Raw genomic sequence first — 19,435 nt, 5'->3', positions numbered from 1 at the left:
TAAACAACGTGGCGTAATCGCATACTTAAAACTTACACAATTAACGTTATTTGTCCAAGTTTGTGCAAATTTATTTTTTATTAACCATAAATATCAACAACTTGATAACTCAATCTTTTGTCGGTTTTTAGGCCGGGTAAGGCTTAGCCGCCACCCGGCTTTCACTTTCAGGTTATCCTTAAGGCAAATTCAGCGGTCATCTTCCAGGCTTATCCTTTTTATTCATAAGGATGCCTGACATGAAACGTTTCTTTCTCTCCCTCTTCTCAAGCCCGGAATCCTTACTGCAGGTGATGAGTCAGCAGGAAATTATTGAAGCCGTGGAAGATGGCGACCGCATCATTATCGACCAGGACGGGAACGCCTCGGTGAACTACAAGAGCAACGAGGTGCGGCAGGACTTTCTGCGTCACGTTAACGCGCTGAAGAGGGCCTGATATGGGAACGGCGATATTTATGGTGCTGATGGTCTGCGGGTACTGGTACACCAGCCGCGACCTGTCGACCCGCTTTAAAATCAAGCGTTCCTTTGGCTGGGACGTCTATTTTCTCGTTGCGCTTTACGGCTGTATTTTCGTTCTGCAGGGGGTGATTGCTACGGGGCTGCTCTGGCTGCTGCTGCTCACCCTTTCTGCCGCCAACAACGCTTTCCACTTTGCCTCACCGAAATACACCGACTGGCAAATCGACTTTATGAACTGGAGTTTTTTAGGCATTCAGGCGCCGGTGGTGGTGATGCTGGCGTTTGCCATCCTGTTTTGTCTCTACCGCTCTAACTGGGCAGGCAGCGCCAGGCTGGACGGCGAGAGCCGGAAAAAGCTCTACAAACGGCTTGCGCAGGCGAGCGGGATCGAGCAACTGCTCTATCAGTGTATGGAGCAAGGCGAGCTGGCGCAGGTCACGCTCCGCTCGAGGCGGATATACGTGGGTATGATCCACACCGCGACGCTGGAATATGAAAAAACGGCCAATATCGTGCTGATCCCAATGTTGAGCGGGTACCGGGATGCGAAGACGATGAACCTGCGCATCGAGGATAATTACAGCCGGTGGTATGCGGAGCATGACATTACGCTCGACTCGGAACCCCGCAGCGCCATGTCATTCCGCAAGGTGATTTTACTCAACCAGATTGAGAGCATCTCGCTGTTCGATCCCGCCAGCGCCAGCGCGCTGTCGCTGGCACAGCGGGACATGCATGCGCGTTCTAAAGAGACATCCCCATAATTTTGAGTATGCTCTGCTGTGAGGCAGTTTCAAAAAGGACGTTCTTGATGCAGAGCATGCCCTGCTTCTGGTAGAACCGGTACGCTCCCGCGTTCTGCTCAAGCACTTCCAGCCAGAGAGAGTCCTTTCCCCTGCTCCGGGCCATGTCGATAATTTTATTGAACATGTCCTGACCATAGTGCTTGCCGGTCTCGGCAGGATCGAGGTAGAGCTTGTTGAGGAGAACGCCCCTCTTGTCCGTTTCCGGAAGCATGGCGTCCCAGGTCACTTTCATGAATCCCACTGGCCGATCGGTTTCTGCCACAAACCAGGAAACATGGCTCTCGGTCAGGCTCTGCTCAATGACGGAAGGGGCATACTCGGCGTCCAGAAAAGCCTTCATCTCCGCATCTGATACCCACAAATGCTGAAAATGCGCGGGATAGATACGATATCCCAACTCGCTTAATAGCGTTGAATCGGCCCCGGTGGCCTGTCGAATTCGAAGCGTCATGGAAGGTATCCCGCGTAATCACCCGCGTTGGGCATGTTGATAGAGATCCCAGCGGTTGCCGTACATATCTTCAAACACCACCACCGTACCGTACTCTTCCTCACGCGGTTCTTCGCAGAAATGAACGCCTTTTGCCTTCATGGCATGGTAATCGCGCCAAAAATCATCCGTCTGAAGGAACAGGAACACTCTGCCGCCGCATTGATTACCGATAAAACCTTCCTGTCGCTCGTTAGACGCACGAGCCAGCAAAATGTTGCAGTCGCTTTCCGGATTGGGCGAGACGACCACCCAGCGTTTACCCGGTTGCGGCGTATCCTCTACGAGGGTAAACCCCAGCCTGTCTGTGTAGTACTCAATGGCACGATCGTAGTCATCAACCACAATAGCCACGCAGCCGAGGCATCGTTTCTGTGTTCTCATTTCCGTTACCTTTACTCTAAATGGTTATGCTCAGCGCTTTTCCACTGAATACGCGCACATAAAAACAGCGATCGCATGCGTAACCCGACGAGCAATTTCTTCATCAGATAAGCTTTTTCTGGCGCCAAGCTTTATCTCAAGGCTTGTCATCCCGAGCCACAACCCGGCCAGGTCGTCAGCCGCTTCGCGCGGGGAGCACGCGATCAGTAAGCCCTTTTCAACGGCTTCACCGATAATTGTCTCCAGCATCTGCTGCGCCCTGCCGGGACCTGCCGCATAAAAACGCGCGGGTAACTCCGGATGACGAATAGCGGCGGAGGCAATTAAGCGGTCCCAGCCCCTCAGCTCGCGCTGGTTGATGAAGCGGACAAAACGGTTGCCAAACGCGGTTAAGACCTCGGTCAACGACAGATGATGCCGCTCGGAAAAATCACTGTCACTGATGGTCAGATCCGATTCCTTACGGAGTACGGCCTCAACAAGCAGATCTTTATCCGCGAAATTGGCATAAAGCGTGGCTTTTGCCACCCCGGCAACGCGGGCAATTTCTTCCGTCGTGACATCGAGGCCTTTCTCGAGAAACAGGCTTCTTGCGGCCTGCAGTATCGCCTGCTCCTTTGACGGATCTTTTGGGCGGCCTTTCTGCCGAACCTTTTCTCTCATCGTTTACGACCTGACAAAAGCATGCTCATCATGAGCCCCCCGATAACGGTTATGTGTTCAAGCGCGATATGAAACTCCTGGGTGCGCTGGGGCTCGCTAAATTTCCAGAATGGATGCCCCACCGGAATGGTGAGTAATGTAAACACAATCAGCATTGCCGATCCAATCCATCCGTAGCCGGCAAAATTCGAAATCACCAGAGCAGAGCCTACAAGCTGACAGAGAATGGTGCCTGTCGCGAATAAGACGGGCCAGGGGAGACCCACATCCACCATTTCCAGCACAATCTCTCCAAAGTTGAACAACCCATAAAAGCCTGCCATCCAGAAGAAAAAGGTCAATAAAATTCTTGAAAGACAGAGTGTTGTGATAGATGACGTGATTTTTGACACTGAATTATCTCTTTGATCATTTAAAAGACTGGCTAGTCTACTTATTAATTAACAGACCGACAAGTCTGATAAGTGCGATCACCGCCCTGACACTCCAAAACGGGTGGGTGAAAATCAGTGTGAGAACGCGCTAGTCTGCCTCTGGTGAATGGATGGTGAGCGATGAAGACATATGGAAATTATTTTGATGCGCCACGGCGAACCCGAATACAGGGGCGCGGGAAAGGTGTCGTACAGGGAAATGGTGGGATGGATCGACAGCTATAACCGCTCTTCAACGGGCCGCGACAGACCTTCGGAGATGGCTCAAATCCTCGCGTGCCGCGCGCTGACGTTTCTCAGCAGCCCTCTCCCGCGAGCCCTTTCATCATTGAAATCGCTGGGGTGTGAACCGGGCTTAATTGATGAGGTTTTCCGGGAAGCAGAGCTGCCGGTGTTCCGTATTCCGGGGTTACGGCTATCGCCTTTTTACTGGGCAGCGCTGTTTCGCGTTCTTTGGCTCTGCGGCCTGTCTGGCGAGTCAGAGCGCGTAAGCGCCGCAAAAGAACGTGCCGTTAAGGCGGCAGAAATCCTGGTGAATGTAGCGAAGGACTCTGACGGCCCCGTCTTGCTCATGGGGCACGGGGTCATCAACCGGTTCATTGCAAAAGAACTGATCGCATCAGGCTGGAAAGAACAGACTCGTCCGGGTAAGGGGTACTGGGGAGCGGGGGTTTACAGCATTGTATAGCGGCACATGCTGAGGCCGAGGATTGTTCATCCTCGGCGCACGCCAGCCGACTGTTATTCGCAAATGTTGAATGCACCTGTCAGCCATCGTCTGGAGGACTAAGGGGGGATCCTCGCTAGCCCTTGATTAATTCTGCCAGCGCCCTCTTCAACGACGTGATGACCTCATCCGTCTCCATGCCCATCTGCGCATGAATAATGGCACCGTCAATGAGCAACATGATTTCATTGACGACGCGCTCATCCGCGATGGTCGTCAGCGACGCAATAATATTCTTTGTTTCGATTTTATGATCGCGGCATATCGCTTTTATTTCGCTTTCAATATCTTCGGATTTGGCTTCGGCGCTGGCATTAATAAACGCACAGCCGTGGAACTCCGGCGAAACAAACCATTCATAGAGCGTTGCAGAAATCGCATCAGCAGGTATTTCGCCTTCATCGAGATGTCGGCGCAGCGTGGATTCAAACCAGTTAATCCATATTTCATGCCGATAGTGCAAATAGGCGAGAATAAGTAAACTTTTGCTCGGGAAATGGCGATAAAACGTCACCTTCGTCACTTTCGCCTCTTTAATCAGCGTATCCACCCCCGTCGCCCTGAAGCCCGTGGAATAAAACAGATCGTGCGCCGTGAGTAATATTTTATCCCGGACGCTAATTTTTGTTTCGTTGCCTGCGTGTTCAGTTTTCATTTTTTCGACAGTCTCAAAAAGGGTGTTGACAGCGTTATTTTTCAGGCATAGATTACCCCAAGTAGACAGATCTGTCTACCTAAAATCACACTGAGGTAACCGCCATGAACACACGTCCTCCTTTACCGCCCTTCACCCGTGAAAGCGCCATCGAAAAAGTCAGGCTGGCAGAAGATGGCTGGAACAGTCGCGACCCGGCGAAAGTCGCGCTGGCCTATACGCTGGATACCCAATGGCGCAACCGTGCAGAGTTCGCCACCAACCGTGAAGAGGCCCGGGCGTTTCTGGAGCGGAAATGGAAAAAAGAGCTGGATTATCGTCTGATTAAAGAGCTGTGGGCCTTTACGGATAACCGCATCGCGGTCCGCTATGCCTATGAATGGCACGATGATTCAGGCAACTGGTTCCGCTCGTACGGCAACGAAAACTGGGAATTCGCCCCAGACGGCTTGATGAAGCGCCGTTTTGCCTGCGTAAACGATATGCCGATAAAAGAATCCGAGCGACTGTTCCACTGGCCGCTGGGCAGACGCCCGGACGATCATCCGTCGCTGAGCGATCTGGGCTTATAGGATTTTTACATCACTCCGGGGCGCCCCGGAGTGATGGGTTTAGAGTGCGCCCAGCTGTTTCATCAGCGTCAGGTTGTCCTCAATATGCCAGTTTGCCGCAATTTTACCGTCGCGGACTTCATAAATATCCGTAGCGATGAAATCTATTTTCTGCCCTTTTCCTTTCAGCTTGCCGAATGTCCCGGTGAATGTGCCGTAAAAATGCAAATGCGAAACCACGCGAGTGCCTGAAATAATCATCTGCTCAACGTCACAGCGTAAGTCCGGCACGGCGGCACGAAACGCCCGGGAGGCTAAAATAGCGCCTTCAGGCCCCTGCTTACGACCTTCCGGGGGCGTTTTATCGCTGAAATTCACCGCCAGCGCATCACGCGCCAGGGATTCTTCTCCCGTATTCCAGAACGTTGCATATTCTCTGGCAACGGCTTCATTCGCCCTTAATTGCGCCTGGGACAAGCTCTTATCAACAATAAGCTGTTTCGGCTGAAGCCATTCCCGCTGCGCCGAAAATGTGGTGCCGGACAAACCGGCAAGAATAAGCATCGCCACAGCTGGACGAAAACACGTCGTATATTTCATGATGTCTCTCAACAGAGTATTACGTTACCCGCAGACGATTTCCTGCGGTTCAAACCGGTGGGGATTCAGTTAATTAACGCCCCGCCCTCAATATCAATGACCGACCCCGTGACAAAGGGATTGTCCATGGCGAAAAGATACCCTTGCGCGATGTCCTCCGCCCTTCCCCAAGCCTTGGCTGGCAGGGTTGCCGCCGCGCCGGCGAGCATTTTTTCCCGCGCGGCGGCGTCCATCCCCGCATACGCTTCCGTGTCGGTCAGCCCCGGACTCACGACGTTGACGCGCAGCGGGGAAAGCTCCTTCGCCAGCACTTTTGTCGCGGCCTCAATGGCGGCATTCATCGTGGTTTTTACGATGGCGCCCGCCACGGTGCGGCGCGCCACAAAGCCGCTGGTGAAGGTCAGCGTACCGCGGGGGGCGATGTTCCCGCTGAGATAGCGGGCGACATTGAGGCTTCCCCAGAATTTTGTATCAAAGGCCTGTCTTGCCGCACGGAGATCCAGTCCGGAAAGCAGCCCGCCCGGCGCCTGTGAACCCGCCGTGACGACAATATTATTGACCTCGCCCAGCGTTTCACTGAGCGCAAAAAGCTCTTCCTCACGGCTGATATCGAGCACGAGAGTGCTAACAGACGCGGCATGAGCGCCCAGTCGTTGCCGTGCAGCGTCCAGTTTCGCGCTATCGCGTCCCGCAAGCATAATCTCCTCGCCGCGCCCGGCAAGCAGGGTGCCCACGGCGAAACCAATGCCGGAAGCACCGCCGATAATTAAGGTTTTACGGGTCATAATATTTCCTCCTGCTGGGTGTACGTTGAGTAATCGGTATAGCCCGTAGCGGTGCCGCCAAACAGCGTGGCGGGGTCGCGCACCTGGGCCAGCGGCAAGCGGTGCGCCAGCCGGTGAGGCAAATCCGGGTTGGCAATAAACGGTCGTCCGAAGGCAATCAAATCGGCATAGCCCGCCGCCAGAATTTCTTCGGCTTTGGCAAGGTCATAGTTGCCCGCGACGATCAGGGTGCCGCTGAAGGTCTCGCGAAGCGATTGACGGAAATGCGCAGGAATCTGCGGCGCGTCGTCCCAGTCGGCTTCCGCCAGGTGGATAAACGCAATCCCTTTTTGTTCGCACCAGGCCGCAAGCGCGAGTATGGCTTCAGAGACCTGCGGGTCGTTCATCCCGCGCTGGGTAATAAACGGCGAAAGACGAATGCCCGTACGTTCGTGACCAATCGCCCCGGCAATCGCGCTTAACACGTCCTGGGCGAAGCGGATCCGGTTAGCCACCGTACCGCCGTACTCGTCCGTGCGTTTGTTGGAGGTTTGGCGCAGGAACTGGTCGATCAGATAGCCGTTTCCGCCGTGGACCTCCACGCCATCAAACCCGGCCTGAACGGCATTCAAAGCGGCCTGGCGATAGTCCGCGACGATGTTCTGAATGTCCTTGCGTGAGAGCGTTCTCGGCTGCGGGCAGTCAACCATCTGGCCTTCTCCACGCTCATTCACCACCCACACCTGCGCGTCCGGGGCCAGCGCTGACGGGGCGACGGGCTGACCGTCCTGGTGAAAACTGGCGTGCGACATTCGCCCAACGTGCCAGAGCTGAGAAAAAATGACCCCGCCCGCCTGATGTACGGCCCCCGTCGTGAGCTGCCATCCTGAAACCTGCTCCGGCGAATGGATGCCGGGCGTCCAGGAGTATCCCTGACCCTGAGGCGAGATTTGCGTGGCTTCGGTGATGATTAACCCCGCGCTGGCCCGCTGCCGGTAATACTCCGCCATCAGCGCAGAGGGAATGTTGCCCGGCTGAAGGGAGCGCGCGCGGGTCATCGGCGCCATGACGATACGATTTTTCAGGTCCAGCGAACCCAGCCTGTAGCGTTCAAAGAGTGAAGCAGGTTTCATGTTTTCATCCCTTATGGTTTGGATGAAATCACTTTACAGTCGGCATCTGATTTTGATAATTACGCTAAAAATAGATGCACTTTTCGGAAAAGATGAATAATGGGTAAACTCGAAGACATGGCCTTACTGGTGGCAGTTGCCGAGGCCGGGAGTCTTTCCGCCGCCGGACGTCGCCTGTCGCTTTCTCCTGCCACGATGACCGCCAGGCTGAAGGCGATTGAGGAGCGTTACCAGGCGCGCCTGTTTCATCGCTCAACGCGATCCCTCACCCTGACCCGCGCAGGGGAAGAGTTTTACCACGCCGCGCTGCGCGTGCTGGAAGAGGTGCATCACGCCGAGTCGCTGCTGACGCAAAAAGAGGGCGTGCTCAGCGGCAATATTCGCCTTTCCGCGCCCTCGGACTTTGGCAGACAGTATCTCAGCCCCGCCGTCATTGAATTTTCGCGTCACCATCCTGCCGTCAAATTTTACATCTCGCTAAAAGAACACGTTGAGGATCTGGTCGCTAACCGGCTGGATATGAGCGTGCGCTTCGGCAATTTGCCGGACAGCAGCCTTGTCGTCAGAAACATCCGCCCGAACCGTCGGGTGCTGGTTGCCTCCGGGGCGTATCTTAACGACCACGGTATCCCCGCCACGTTTGCCGATCTAGCCCGGCACCGGTGCCTGGCGCTGGAGTCTCAGGGCGTGGTGATGAACGAATGGCGCTTTGAACATGAGGGAGAGGAAAGCGTTGTTCGCGTCGAGCCCGCCATGGTGTGCGACGACGGGGCATTGCTTCGTCAGTGGGCCCTGGGCGGAGCGGGCATCGCCGGGAAATCGTGGTGGGACGTCAAAGACGACGTTGACGCCGGAAGACTCACGGTGCTGTTTGCCGACAGCTTCACCGGCTTTAGCCGCTACGATCGCAAAGATGTCGGGCTGCAGTTTGTTTACCCGCAGCGCAAGCTGCAGCCGCTTCAGGTTACGGCGTTCAGCCAGTTTTTTCTCGACTGGCTTAAAAAACATTAACGTAAAAAACAGTGATACACTTACTACACTTGGCCGATTGTCCCGTCTTCACGACGTAAGACAGCATAACAGTAACCAAAGTACAAAACGGTCACTCGTTGCCAACCCTGGCCCGTCACGCTAAGCTTACATAATGACTAAAACTATGAACGCCCCATCAATACGTGGTCCACTTGACCATTCTGTCAGAGAGCAAATCGTCGAAGCGGCCTTTGAGCACTTCGGTCATTACGGCTATGAAAAAACCACCGTCGCCGAGCTGGCGAAATCTATCGGTTTTTCAAAATCCTACATTTATAAGTTCTTCGATTCCAAGCAGGCTATCGGCGAAGTGATCTGCGCTAACCGCCTGGAGCTGATCATGGCGGCCGTGCTTTCCGCCATTGAGGATGCGCCGTCAGCCAGCGAAAAACTCCGCCGTCTTTTTAAGTCGCTCACCGAGGCCGGCAGCGAGCTGTTTTTCCACGATCGCAAGCTCTACGACATCGCCGCCGTCGCGTCACGGGAGAAGTGGCCTTCGACGGAAAGGTATACCGAAAGCCTCCTGAAGCTGATTGAGACCATCATTATCGAAGGCAGACAGGCTGGAGAGTTCGAAAGGAAGACGCCGCTGGACGAGGTCACCTTTGCCGTTTACATGGTGATGTGCCCTTACATTAACCCCGTTCAGCTGCAGTACAACCTTGAAACTGCCCCAACGGCGGCGGTACTTCTCTCCTCACTGATTTTAAGAAGCCTGGCCCCCTGATTGGTGACCATTGACTTTATTGGTCACTAATCACAGAATGCGGAAACTGTCCTGTTACTTCAAAAGGGTTTCCCATGCTCAGGCTCACTTCAGCCCGCCTTGCCATATGTCTTCTGCCGTTTGCCCTCGCGGCATGCGGCGATATTTCCGCGAGTGACGATCCGCGCACCAGGCCACCGCTTGTCAGATCCGCCTCCGTCGAGAGGGCGAATCCAGCCGCTCGCACCTTTACGGGCGTGGTGGTGGCAAGAACGCAAAGCGACCTGGGCTTCAGGGTTCAGGGTAAAATCCTCGAACGCCTGGTGGATACGGGGCAGACCGTCAAACAGGGCCAGCCCTTACTGCGTCTGGATCCGGTTGACCTGAAATTACAGGCTCAGGCGCAGCAGCGCGCGGTGGATGCTGCCCAGGCGCGGGCGAGAAAAGCCACCAGCGATGAGGCGCGTTATCGCGGTCTGGTGGCGTCCGGCGCGGTGTCCGCCGCGGAGTACGATCAGATTAAAGCGGCGGCCGATACGGCCAGGGCGGATCTCAGCGCCGCCCGGGCGCAGGCCAACGTGGCGCAAAACGCCACGGGCTATGCCGTCCTGCTGGCGGATTCAGACGGCGTAGTGATGGAGACGCTTGCCGAACCCGGTCAGGTGGTCAGCGCCGGACAGGTGGCGATCCGCCTTGCCAGAGCGGGACAGCGCGAAGCGCTCGTGCAGCTTCCGGAGACGCTGCGCCCTGCCGTCGGCAGCGAAGCACGGGCCACGCTTTATGGCCGTGAACAACACCCGGTCACCGCCACGTTGCGCCTGCTGTCTGACTCCGCGGATGCCACAACCCGTACGTATGAAGCACGCTACGTGCTGGCTGGCCAGCTGGCGAACGCGCCGCTGGGGGCGACCGTCACGCTCAGCCTTGAAGACCCGAAAGCGGAAGGTCAGGCCATGCAAGTCCCGCTGGCCTCACTCTACGATGCGGGTAAAGGGCCCGGCGTCTGGCGCATTTCCGCCCAGCCGGCAAAGGTCACATGGACGCCGGTTACGGTGCTGAGCGTGGGCGAAGATGCGGTCCAGATCGCGGGCGGCGTGAAGCCCGGGGAGAAGATCGTTGCGTTAGGTGCCCATCTTCTGCACGAAGGTGAAGTTGTCAGGCTGGCAGAACAGCGCCATGCCGCTCCGGCGGAGAACGCGCCATGAGCCAAAGCCGCTTCAACCTGTCAGCGCTGGCCGTCCGCGAGCGTTCCGTCACGCTGTTTCTGATCGTTCTGGTGACGATTGCCGGTATTTACGCCTTTTTTGGACTGGGACGCGCGGAAGATCCGCCCTTCACCGTGAAGCAGATGACGGCGATTGCCGTCTGGCCGGGTGCGACCGCGCAGGAGATCCAGGATCAGGTCGCGGAGCCGCTGGAAAAGCGCCTGCAGGAACTCAAATGGTATGACCGTACCGAAACCTATACCCGTCCCGGCATGGCGTATATCACCTTGTCACTGCAGGACAAAACCCCGCCTTCTGAAGTGCAGGAGGAGTTCTATCAGGCGCGTAAGAAGCTTGGTGATGAATCCCTGCGTCTTCCGGCGGGCGTCATTGGCCCGATGATCAATGATGAATTCTCGGATGTCACCTTTGCCCTCTTTGCCCTGAAAGCAAAAGGCGAACCACAGCGGCAGCTGGTACGCGATGCCGAAGGCCTGCGCCAGCAGCTTCTGCACGTTCCCGGGGTGAAAAAAGTGAACATTATCGGCGAACAGGCCGAGCGGATTTATATCGCCTTCTCCCATGATCGTCTGGCGACGATGGGCCTCTCACCGCAGGATATTTTCAATGCCCTCAATAGCCAGAACGCCCTGGCCGCGGCGGGCGCCATTGAGACCCGGGGCGCGCAGATTTTTATCCGCCTGGACGGCGCGTTCGATGAACTGCAGAAAATCCGCGATACGCCATTAGTCGCCCAGGGCAAAACGCTCACGCTGTCTGATGTGGCAACAGTTGAACGAGGCTACGAAGATCCCCCGACGATGCTGATACGCAATCAGCATGAACCCGCCCTGCTGCTGGGCGTTGTCATGCGTGAGGGCTGGAACGGCCTGGCGCTGGGTAAAGCGCTGGATGCGGAGACGGCGAAAATCAATGATAGCCTGCCGCTTGGCATGACCCTGACCAAAGTCACCGACCAGTCCGTGAATATCCGCTCCTCGGTCGATGAGTTTATGATCAAATTCTTCGTCGCCCTGCTTGTGGTCATGGTGGTCTGTTTTGTCAGCATGGGCTGGCGCGTGGGGGTGGTGGTTGCGGCAGCGGTGCCACTGACGCTGGCGGTCGTTTTCGTGGTGATGGAGGCTGCGGGAATAAACTTTGACCGCGTCACGCTGGGCTCCCTGATCCTCGCCCTCGGCCTGCTGGTTGACGATGCCATTATCGCCATCGAAATGATGGTGGTGAAGATGGAGGAAGGTTACGACAGAATCAAAGCCTCGGCCTACGCCTGGAGCCACACCGCCGCGCCGATGCTGGCCGGTACCCTGGTGACGGCGATTGGCTTTATGCCGAATGGGTTTGCCCAGTCGACCGCCGGGGAATACACCAGCAATATGTTCTGGATTGTCGGCCTCGCCCTGATTGCCTCATGGTTTGTGGCGGTGGTGTTCACGCCGTATCTGGGGGTGAAGATCCTGCCGGCGATCCCCAAAGTGGAAGGCGGCCATGCCGCCATCTATAACACGCCTCGCTATAACCGCTTTCGCCAGCTGCTTGGCCGCGTTATCGCCAGAAAGTGGCGCGTGGCCGGGTCCGTGGTCGCCATTTTCATTCTGGCCGTGCTCGGTATGGGGCTGGTAAAAAAACAGTTCTTCCCGACCTCCGATCGCCCGGAAGTGCTGGTTGAAGTGCAGATGCCTTATGGCACCTCGATTGCACAAACCAGCGCCGCTACCGCAAAAATAGAAGCGTGGCTGGGCAAGCAGCCGGAAGCCAAAATCGTCACGGCCTATATTGGTCAGGGCTCGCCCCGTTTCTATCTGGCAATGGCCCCCGAGCTGCCCGATCCCTCTTTTGCGAAAATCGTGATCCTGACGGACAGCGAGACGTCACGCGAGGCGCTCAAGTTCAGGCTCAGGGAGGCCGTTGCCAGCGGCCTTGCGCCCGAAGCCCGCGTGCGGGTGACGCAGCTGGTGTTTGGCCCCTACTCGCCTTTCCCGGTTGCCTGGCGCGTGTCGGGGCCGGACGTCAAACAGGTGCAGGACATCGCTGAACGGGTGAAAGCCGTGCTTCAGGCAAGCCCGATGATGCGAACCGTTAACACCGACTGGGGCTCGCGCGTTCCGGTGCTCCATTTCACTCTCGATCAGAACCGCCTGCAGGCGACCGGCTTAACCTCCAGCGCCGTTGCCGGGCAGCTTCAGTTCCTGCTCTCAGGCGTGCCTGTCACCTCCGTGCGGGAAGATATTCGATCGGTAGCGGTCGTTGCCCGCGCGGCGGGTGATATCCGCCTTGACCCGGCAAAAATCGAAGGCTTTACCCTGGTCGGCAATGCGGGACAGCGCGTGCCGCTGTCTCAAATTGGCAAGATAGAGGTCGGCATGGAAGACCCGGTCCTGCGCCGCCGCGATCGCACCCCCACAATTACCGTACGGGGCGATATCGCCGACAATCTTCAGCCGCCGGACGTGTCGGTCGCCATCATGAAGCAGCTCCAGCCGATCGTTGATTCGCTGCCGGTTGGCTACCGCATTGACATGGCGGGGTCGATTGAGGAGTCGGGCAAAGCCACGCAGGCCATGTTACCGCTGTTCCCGATCATGATTGCCCTGACGCTGCTGATCATCATTTTGCAGGTGCGCTCACTCTCCGCAATGGTCATGGTGTTCTTAACCGCGCCGCTGGGGTTGATTGGCGTCGTGCCGACCCTGCTGATATTTAATCAGCCGTTTGGCATCAACGCGCTGGTCGGCCTGATCGCCCTCTCCGGCATTCTGATGCGCAATACGCTGATCCTGATCGGCCAAATCGATCATAACCAGAAGGACGGCCTCGATCCGTTCCAGGCGGTGGTCGAGGCGACGGTCCAGCGAGCGAGGCCGGTCTTACTCACCGCCATGGCGGCCGTGCTGGCGTTCATTCCCCTGACGCATTCGGTGTTCTGGGGCACGCTGGCCTGGACGCTGATCGGCGGAACGCTGGGCGGGACGATCATAACGCTCGTCTTCCTGCCCGCGATGTATGCGATCTGGTTCCGGATCCGCCAGGTTGAACAACGCGTGCAGCCTGCCACGGAAAGCGTGTAAACTACCATCAGTAGATAACTGACCTGAGGCAAGCATGGTTGTTAAGCGCTTAAGAAAAGAGGACCGCCGCGTGCAGCTGCTGGAGGTTGCGCGAGGAATCGTGCGTCAGCAAGGCACGGAGGCGTTGACCCTTGGCTATCTGGCAGAACGGGCTAACGTGACCAAGCCTATCCCCTACGACCACTTTGGCGATCGTGAAGGGCTATTGATGGCGCTGTACCAGGACTATAGCGATCGGCAGCTGGCAAAATTCCGCGAGACGCTGGCGGTGGACAGCAAAACGCTGGAGAAGACGATCCGCTTTTTCAGCGCGGCCTATATCGACTGTGCGATTGCCGCCGGACCTGAAACCGGGCCAATCGCCGCGGCGCTGTCCGGTTCTCGCACGCTGCAGACGTTTCGGGAAGCGTGCGTGGCCGAATGTGCCGACTGCCTGCGCACCGCGCTGTCTCCTTTTATCGTCTTAAAAGGCGTTCAGGGAGAAGCGGTACTGACGGCCATCATTGGCGCGGCGGAGGCGCTCAGCACCGCGGCGGGCAACGGCGTGCTCGCCCGAAATGTGGCAGAAGATATGCTCTGCGGCGCCATGACCGGGGTGCTGGAGACCTACGCGAATAGCACAAAATGATCGCCGGGGGCGGATTGACACCTAAGTTACCAATAGTAATATAGGCATCACTTCTCCCCCATCTGGAGGTCGCTATGTCTGCAACACATGCCATTAAAAACGCGCTGATCGTGACGGCACACCCGATCGACAATTCGTTATCCCATACGCTGGCAGCCCGCATTGCCGGGAAATTACGCGAGGAAGGTACGCAGGTTGAGATCGCCGATCTGCATGCTGAAGGGTTTAATCCGTCGATGACCCGCGCCGATCTCGATTTGTATCACGGCGATCCGAGCGCCCTCCCCGACGATATTCTGCGCGAGCAGCAGCGCGTCGAGCGCGCGGATATGCTGGTATTCGTCTTCCCGGTGTACTGGTGGTCGGTTCCCGCGCTGTTGAAAGGCTGGTTCGATCGCGTGTTAACCCTGAACTGGGCGTATAAGGTGGCCGACGACGGCCGGATTGTGGGCAACTTACGGGATGTTCCCGTCCGCCTGATTGCCACTGGCGGTAGCGATCTCACCGGATTTGATAAACACGGCTATTCGACGGCGATTCAGACACAGATAATCGAAGGGGTATTTGGCTTCTGCGGGTTGAAGAACGTTAAGCTCGATATCCTTTACCAGGCAGACACGGCGACGCCCGAGCAGGTTGACGAATTCCTGAGCGAGATCGGCAACCTAAAATAATATCGGCTATCCAGCCAGCAACGGCGTGCCTCCTTCGCCATAAGGAGGCACGAGTTCTCGATGTTACTAACCGTCAGGGATCCTGCTGGCAAACCGGAACGCTCTTTCTTGTGATTATTCAAAAAATAACGAGAAAAGGCCTATCGTCATCACTACACTCATAATCACCTGAATCAAAATAATAAAAAAAGCGATCCCACCCAATACCGTGATTTTTCGACGCAGAATGAAAGTTATGCCGGAAAGTACAGAACTGAACAGAATGGCTTTAAGTATATAGGAAAGCGGCACCATGGCCGGGTGACCGGTCTGTACTCCAGCAAGCCCAATGAGACCCAGTAGAAAATTACCGCAAATTCCCCATCCCCAGAAAGTCATCGGTAAGCTCATCTGCCCCGCGACTAATCTTTTCAACATACGCACATCCTTTTTGTGATTTTTTATCGAAACACAACGGTTTTTATCCAGTCTCTCGCACTATTGGATTGTGCAATAAGTCGAGCCGACAAATACGCAACTACCAAATATGCTGATATGATTTTGTTCATCTTTACATGCATATTGATGGTATTGAAAAGAATTATCGGCAGCAAATTTTTAAAGTTTAACGGCTCGTCCGGATATGATTTAAAAGATATATCAGCGAAGGTCATAACATGTTTACGTCAGTTCAGCCAACAACCCCCCTCACCACCACCGGACCCTTCGGCGGTGCGAGCGTGTCTGTAGTGAACGACTGACAAACAGAACCTCAATCCCCGCCGACATGGACGGGGAAATCTCTCTCCGTTCACCACCCTCTGAATGGAGAAAGAAAATGGTTTCATCTGACAATGCTCTCTTGATTATCGACATGCAGCAGGGCCTCTTTCGGGGCCCGGTTTCCCCTCGCTCCGCCGATGCCGTTCTGGCCAATATCCGCTTGTTAATCGCCAACGCCCGAGACGCGCAGGTGCCCGTCTTTTTTGCCCGCCATATTGGGCCGGACGACTCCCCCTTCTCAGAAAAGGGGCCGTTAACACAGCTGATACCTGAACTGGACGTGAAGGAGCAGGACGTTGTTTTCACCAAGCGCTATCCCAGCTGTTTTCGGGATACCAAATTGCTGCGTGAACTTAATCAGAGAGGCATCAAACAGCTGGTCATTGCCGGGATGAAAACAGAGTTTTGCGTCGATACGACCTGCCGGGCCGCACCGGAGCTGGGTTTCAGGACGGTATTAATTTCAGATGCGCATACCACAATGGATAATGACTGTTTATCCGCCAGCGACATTATTGCCCATCACAACAACACGCTGGCAGGCCCGTTTGTGACGCTGTCGACTGCTCGTGACTGGCTTTTTAGTACGGTGAGTTGACTCAGGTGAGCGCTTATCTCTTTACCCGGCTCGCCTTTCCGCGCGCCGGGCACATAAGAGAATAATTACAGGGTAAAACCACCGTCACCCACCTGTGCCTGAGCGTACCATTGCATCAGCTTCTCGGTGCCGGGCTCGTTTTCTGCCGGTGACCATGGGGCGGTATCATGCTCGGGCACGGGCTGATACCCCCCGTGTTTAACCTCAAAAATGACGCCGCCTCTATCCAGCGACAGCACGGCATGCCAGGTTCCGGCATCCATCTCCAGGACTTTACACTCTTCGCCTAACACCACGCGCCGGGTCACGTTGCCGCTGTCGTCAAAATTCAGCACCAGAAAGCGACCGCTCAGCGCCGTCAGCAGTTCAAACGTGTGCGGATGGCGATGGGGCCGGACATAGGTACCGGGTTCCATTGCAATGGCCAGGCGCTGCACCGGGTCGCTCAGGTCAGGGTGTAAATTACGGTGCGCGCGTAAGCGAGGAGAATGTGCGGCCTGCTCGCTTTGCTGCTGCAGGTCACTGAAAGTAATCTGTTTCATATACACCTTTAGGTATGTGGGCTGTCTGCGGCAACCCGGTTGCCGCAGGACGTTATACCATCCTGAACGGGCGAGGCGCGATGGGATTTGTGAAACAAATCACTGCCGGGCGAGTGGTCAATCCCCCGGCAGGAAGCTCATCAGTAGAACTGACATGAAAACCGCCATTCCCCTTCTGATGACCGGTGAAAGTAACCTATACCGTTATCCGCCCACATCCAGTTTACTTTTTCTTCTGACCCAACCTGAAAAACAAACTCTTCGATTCCCACACCGTGTTGTATCTCAGTCGGAAATCCCCCTACCTTGGTTCCCCTGTAGCGATTGAAATCTTCAAAAAAACTATCACTGGCCTGCTCATCATCATTTACGCAAGAGAGATCAATAATATCCCAGGCATCTTCCCATCCTGGAGCATCGTCAATGACACTCAGCCATTGAACTGGAAACGGCCGATACGGCGTGTCCAATTCAGGCAATGGCTGAAGCCTTTCGAGGCTGGCATACTCGCGAATTAACCATCCTTCACCGTGCGGTTCGTCAAAGGGATGTTGTTCCACATTGTGAAACAACACCAGAAGGGCTATGCCCTTCAACTGGTCAGGAATAACAGGAAGCTCGTCGACCCTGATCTGAAGAAGTGGAAACATGGATTTGCCCTTCCAGGTGGGTAATCCTTCATCTGCGCGAGAAACGCCCTTCAGAAACCATGACGTAATGGGATCTTCAGGCGGCCGGAACCCACCGACCTGCGCGACCGATGCGGGTCTTAGCCTGGTCCGGAGTTCTTCTAAAACTGACGCACTCTCTAATCTCATGTTTGCTCGCCTCTGTAGACGCTTGTCGGATAGATATTCTGCTGTTCATTGTAAGTTAATCATCACATCTGGAGAATCTCATTGAATAATAAAACCTATGTTGAGTAAAACTCACATTGATTCCCACTATTTCTCGTTTTTCAAACGTAATCTCATTGAAATACCATCCCTTCATTCCCGGTCTCTTCCTGACCTGGAACAGAGAGCGAAACTCAAATAATAAATACACCTGCATGCATATGGAGTACGTATGACACTCGATGTTTTATTTCATCTAATGAAAATGATCTCACCTGAAAAAAACATCGCGGGTGAAAATATACATGCGTTAATAACGTTACTTTCGTCAGAAAACGATAGCGGTGAGGTGCTTTCGCCCTTTATTCATCGACTGCATCTTCTGTCTTTCGCCCAAAGCAATCCGGGTAACGCCGAAGAGTTGCTCTCTGCGCATTTACCCAAAGACGACGGGATCCTTCCGCTTCTGGACTTCGCGGACTGGCCCCGGGTGCGTTACGCCGCTTCAGGCGAAGTTCAGACGCCTGAATCTGAGGAGTACTTCCGTGAAATGACATCGGCTACCAATCTGTTACGTTCTGCGCTGATCGAAGCTGAACGCGCAAAGGGAACGCCTGCGCTTTATATTCTGGATAAATTACTCAACCTGAACAGCGCCCTGCCGGAAAGATATAAAAAGATGGCAAATATTCCCTACGCATAAATACGTTCACTGTGCGGAATATTTCCCTGTTAATATTCCGCTATTTATTAAATCCGCTTTTCATTGTAATCAAGACAGACAATATCCAAAGAGGGCACCACTGGCGCATTAAGGTTAAGCCAGGCCAGCAACCGTTCAATACTCTGTCCTCTGAGCGAATTTTTGGGCCAGACAAGGTAGTAACCGTCCCCTGTTGCTATCGCCTCCCTGAAGGGCAGCGCGAGAAGGCCGCTTTTCAGCGCGTCGAGCGTGAGCCGGAGATCCGCCATCGCTACGCCGTGTCCGTGCATGGCCGCAAGGCTGCCCTGCTCCAGGGTGTCGAACACGATCCCGCCGCCCATGTCGAGGCCGGGGAATAAGCCCGTCCTTTTCAGCCAGCGCTTCCAGTCCCGTCTGTCCGGTGACGGATGAATAAGATCGCACTCTGGAAGCTGCTGCCGGGCAGGCTCCAGCAAAGACGGCGTACAAACCGGAATAAGCCATTCGCTGAACAGCAGCCGGCTCTCCGTTGACTCGCCAAAATAGCCGTTCCCGAGGAGGATCGCACAATCGTAGGGCTCGCGGCTGAAGTCAACGGTGTCGAAGTCCATCCAGACGCTGGCGATTTCGATTTTCGGCTTCGCGTGGTTCTCGCGAAAGGATTTAAGCACATTGAGGAGCCATCGCATCGTCAGGGTGCTGGGGGCTTTGAGGCGCAGAAGGTGGTTTTCACTTTTGAATGCGCGACAGGCCCACTCAATATTCGAGAAACTTTCGCTAAGCTGCCAGGCCAGAATGCGCCCGGCGTCGCTGACCTCCACTCTCGGACCCTGCCGCTTAAACAGCTCGCAGTCAAACCACATTTCAAGCGTCCGGACATGCCTGCTGACCGCCCCCGGCGTGATATTCAGGACTTCAGCCGCTTTGCTAAAGGAGTTCAGACGTGCGGCAACTTCGAACGCGCGCAGCGCATACAGTGGCGGTAAAGACATATGTTCCCTTTTTGTCAGGTGT

24 protein-coding genes are annotated in these 19,435 nt (G+C 55.4%); 12 read left to right on the top strand and 12 right to left on the bottom strand.

Going from position 1 to position 19,435, the window contains the following annotated elements:
* The first annotated feature begins 239 nt into the window (after nucleotides 1-239).
* Both ACEPLT_RS10480 and ACEPLT_RS10475 read left to right on the top strand, forming a co-directional pair.
* Complete coding sequence (locus tag ACEPLT_RS10480) at nucleotides 240-437, top strand: hypothetical protein (protein WP_008502331.1); 198 nt, start codon at nucleotides 240-242, stop codon at nucleotides 435-437.
* 1 nt (nucleotide 438) lies between these two features.
* Nucleotides 439-1,227 carry a hypothetical protein gene (locus tag ACEPLT_RS10475; protein ID WP_232928926.1) on the top strand — a complete coding sequence of 263 codons (789 nt, stop codon included), beginning with the start codon at nucleotides 439-441 and terminating at the stop codon, nucleotides 1,225-1,227.
* Here the strand turns inward: ACEPLT_RS10475 and ACEPLT_RS10470 are convergent.
* The 4 genes from ACEPLT_RS10470 to ACEPLT_RS10455 are packed head-to-tail and all read right to left on the bottom strand — an operon-like array spanning nucleotide 1,208 to nucleotide 3,198.
* Nucleotides 1,208-1,720, bottom strand: a complete 513-nt coding sequence (locus ACEPLT_RS10470) for a GNAT family N-acetyltransferase (protein ID WP_032674729.1) — start codon at nucleotides 1,718-1,720, stop codon at nucleotides 1,208-1,210. The two genes, ACEPLT_RS10475 and ACEPLT_RS10470, sit on opposite strands and share 20 nt — an antisense overlap.
* An 18-nt stretch (nucleotides 1,721-1,738) precedes the next feature.
* Nucleotides 1,739-2,143: a VOC family protein gene (locus tag ACEPLT_RS10465; RefSeq protein WP_032674728.1), complete on the bottom strand. Its 405-nt coding sequence runs from the start codon at nucleotides 2,141-2,143 to the stop codon at nucleotides 1,739-1,741.
* A 30-nt stretch (nucleotides 2,144-2,173) separates the two neighbouring features.
* Nucleotides 2,174-2,806: a TetR/AcrR family transcriptional regulator gene (locus tag ACEPLT_RS10460; protein WP_032674727.1), complete on the bottom strand. Its 633-nt coding sequence runs from the start codon at nucleotides 2,804-2,806 to the stop codon at nucleotides 2,174-2,176.
* Nucleotides 2,803-3,198: a DoxX family protein gene (locus tag ACEPLT_RS10455; protein ID WP_023292497.1), complete on the bottom strand. Its 396-nt coding sequence runs from the start codon at nucleotides 3,196-3,198 to the stop codon at nucleotides 2,803-2,805. Before ACEPLT_RS10455 ends, ACEPLT_RS10460 begins: the two co-directional genes overlap by 4 nt.
* A 172-nt stretch (nucleotides 3,199-3,370) precedes the next feature.
* On the opposite strand from ACEPLT_RS10455, the gene ACEPLT_RS10450 reads away from it, so the two are divergent.
* Nucleotides 3,371-3,928, top strand: coding sequence for a histidine phosphatase family protein (locus ACEPLT_RS10450; RefSeq protein WP_032674726.1), 558 nt, complete (start codon nucleotides 3,371-3,373; stop codon nucleotides 3,926-3,928).
* A 115-nt stretch (nucleotides 3,929-4,043) separates the two neighbouring features.
* Here the strand turns inward: ACEPLT_RS10450 and ACEPLT_RS10445 are convergent, their stop codons facing one another.
* The gene (locus ACEPLT_RS10445; protein ID WP_032674725.1) at nucleotides 4,044-4,622 is read right to left on the bottom strand and encodes a TetR/AcrR family transcriptional regulator; all 579 of its coding nucleotides are present in this window, start codon (nucleotides 4,620-4,622) and stop codon (nucleotides 4,044-4,046) included.
* Nucleotides 4,623-4,726: 104 nt separating this feature from the next.
* On the opposite strand from ACEPLT_RS10445, the gene ACEPLT_RS10440 reads away from it, so the two are divergent.
* Entirely contained in the window at nucleotides 4,727-5,194 is a 468-nt protein-coding gene (locus ACEPLT_RS10440; RefSeq protein WP_032674724.1) for a nuclear transport factor 2 family protein, read from the top strand.
* Between the two features lie 39 nt (nucleotides 5,195-5,233).
* Here ACEPLT_RS10440 and ACEPLT_RS10435 read toward each other — a convergent pair whose 3' ends face one another.
* The 3 genes from ACEPLT_RS10435 to ACEPLT_RS10425 form a co-directional block, all read right to left on the bottom strand.
* Nucleotides 5,234-5,773 carry an ester cyclase gene (locus tag ACEPLT_RS10435; RefSeq protein ID WP_032674723.1) on the bottom strand — a complete coding sequence of 180 codons (540 nt, stop codon included), beginning with the start codon at nucleotides 5,771-5,773 and terminating at the stop codon, nucleotides 5,234-5,236.
* Between the two features lie 65 nt (nucleotides 5,774-5,838).
* The gene (locus ACEPLT_RS10430; RefSeq protein ID WP_032674722.1) at nucleotides 5,839-6,558 is read right to left on the bottom strand and encodes an SDR family oxidoreductase; all 720 of its coding nucleotides are present in this window, start codon (nucleotides 6,556-6,558) and stop codon (nucleotides 5,839-5,841) included.
* On the bottom strand, nucleotides 6,555-7,670 hold the full coding sequence (locus tag ACEPLT_RS10425; protein WP_032674721.1) for an alkene reductase: 1,116 nt from the start codon (nucleotides 7,668-7,670) through the stop codon (nucleotides 6,555-6,557). The genes ACEPLT_RS10430 and ACEPLT_RS10425 overlap by 4 nt, the downstream gene beginning before the upstream one ends.
* A 99-nt stretch (nucleotides 7,671-7,769) precedes the next feature.
* On the opposite strand from ACEPLT_RS10425, the gene ACEPLT_RS10420 reads away from it, so the two are divergent.
* The 6 genes from ACEPLT_RS10420 (at nucleotide 7,770) to ACEPLT_RS10395 (ending at nucleotide 15,001) form a co-directional block, all read left to right on the top strand.
* Complete coding sequence (locus ACEPLT_RS10420) at nucleotides 7,770-8,681, top strand: LysR family transcriptional regulator (RefSeq protein WP_025911300.1); 912 nt, start codon at nucleotides 7,770-7,772, stop codon at nucleotides 8,679-8,681.
* A gap of 133 nt (nucleotides 8,682-8,814) precedes the next feature.
* Nucleotides 8,815-9,429, top strand: a complete 615-nt coding sequence (locus ACEPLT_RS10415) for a TetR/AcrR family transcriptional regulator (RefSeq protein WP_025911302.1) — start codon at nucleotides 8,815-8,817, stop codon at nucleotides 9,427-9,429.
* Nucleotides 9,430-9,503: 74 nt separating this feature from the next.
* Nucleotides 9,504-10,613: an efflux RND transporter periplasmic adaptor subunit gene (locus tag ACEPLT_RS10410; protein WP_232928922.1), complete on the top strand. Its 1,110-nt coding sequence runs from the start codon at nucleotides 9,504-9,506 to the stop codon at nucleotides 10,611-10,613.
* Nucleotides 10,610-13,699: an efflux RND transporter permease subunit gene (locus ACEPLT_RS10405; protein ID WP_232928919.1), complete on the top strand. Its 3,090-nt coding sequence runs from the start codon at nucleotides 10,610-10,612 to the stop codon at nucleotides 13,697-13,699. The genes ACEPLT_RS10410 and ACEPLT_RS10405 overlap by 4 nt, the downstream gene beginning before the upstream one ends.
* Before the next feature lie 34 nt (nucleotides 13,700-13,733).
* Nucleotides 13,734-14,327 carry a TetR/AcrR family transcriptional regulator gene (locus ACEPLT_RS10400; RefSeq protein WP_059364583.1) on the top strand — a complete coding sequence of 198 codons (594 nt, stop codon included), beginning with the start codon at nucleotides 13,734-13,736 and terminating at the stop codon, nucleotides 14,325-14,327.
* A gap of 74 nt (nucleotides 14,328-14,401) precedes the next feature.
* Nucleotides 14,402-15,001, top strand: coding sequence for an NAD(P)H-dependent oxidoreductase (locus ACEPLT_RS10395; RefSeq protein ID WP_023292508.1), 600 nt, complete (start codon nucleotides 14,402-14,404; stop codon nucleotides 14,999-15,001).
* A 114-nt stretch (nucleotides 15,002-15,115) separates the two neighbouring features.
* Here ACEPLT_RS10395 and ACEPLT_RS10390 read toward each other — a convergent pair whose 3' ends face one another.
* The gene (locus ACEPLT_RS10390; protein ID WP_032674718.1) at nucleotides 15,116-15,418 is read right to left on the bottom strand and encodes a hypothetical protein; all 303 of its coding nucleotides are present in this window, start codon (nucleotides 15,416-15,418) and stop codon (nucleotides 15,116-15,118) included.
* Nucleotides 15,419-15,818: 400 nt separating this feature from the next.
* On the opposite strand from ACEPLT_RS10390, the gene ACEPLT_RS10385 reads away from it, so the two are divergent.
* On the top strand, nucleotides 15,819-16,361 hold the full coding sequence (locus ACEPLT_RS10385) for a cysteine hydrolase family protein (protein ID WP_023327389.1): 543 nt from the start codon (nucleotides 15,819-15,821) through the stop codon (nucleotides 16,359-16,361).
* Nucleotides 16,362-16,426: 65 nt separating this feature from the next.
* Here ACEPLT_RS10385 and ACEPLT_RS10380 read toward each other — a convergent pair whose 3' ends face one another.
* Both ACEPLT_RS10380 and ACEPLT_RS10375 read right to left on the bottom strand, forming a co-directional pair.
* The gene (locus ACEPLT_RS10380) at nucleotides 16,427-16,903 is read right to left on the bottom strand and encodes a WbuC family cupin fold metalloprotein (RefSeq protein ID WP_032663581.1); all 477 of its coding nucleotides are present in this window, start codon (nucleotides 16,901-16,903) and stop codon (nucleotides 16,427-16,429) included.
* Between the two features lie 140 nt (nucleotides 16,904-17,043).
* A complete protein-coding gene (locus ACEPLT_RS10375; RefSeq protein WP_032674717.1) occupies nucleotides 17,044-17,721 on the bottom strand; it encodes a DUF1963 domain-containing protein in 678 nt (225 codons plus the stop codon).
* Nucleotides 17,722-17,971: 250 nt separating this feature from the next.
* Between ACEPLT_RS10375 and ACEPLT_RS10370 the strand changes: the two genes are divergently transcribed.
* Nucleotides 17,972-18,442: a hypothetical protein gene (locus ACEPLT_RS10370; RefSeq protein ID WP_008502353.1), complete on the top strand. Its 471-nt coding sequence runs from the start codon at nucleotides 17,972-17,974 to the stop codon at nucleotides 18,440-18,442.
* A 47-nt stretch (nucleotides 18,443-18,489) separates the two neighbouring features.
* Here ACEPLT_RS10370 and ACEPLT_RS10365 read toward each other — a convergent pair whose 3' ends face one another.
* Nucleotides 18,490-19,413 (bottom strand): LysR substrate-binding domain-containing protein, encoded by a 924-nt coding sequence (locus tag ACEPLT_RS10365; protein WP_032674715.1) that lies wholly within the window; start codon nucleotides 19,411-19,413, stop codon nucleotides 18,490-18,492.
* Nucleotides 19,414-19,435: the final 22 nt, after the last annotated feature.

Source organism: Enterobacter sp. fkY84-1, from assembly GCF_052974705.1.
Note: the sequence above shows the minus strand (reverse complement) of the source record. Positions and strands in the feature narration are given on the sequence as shown.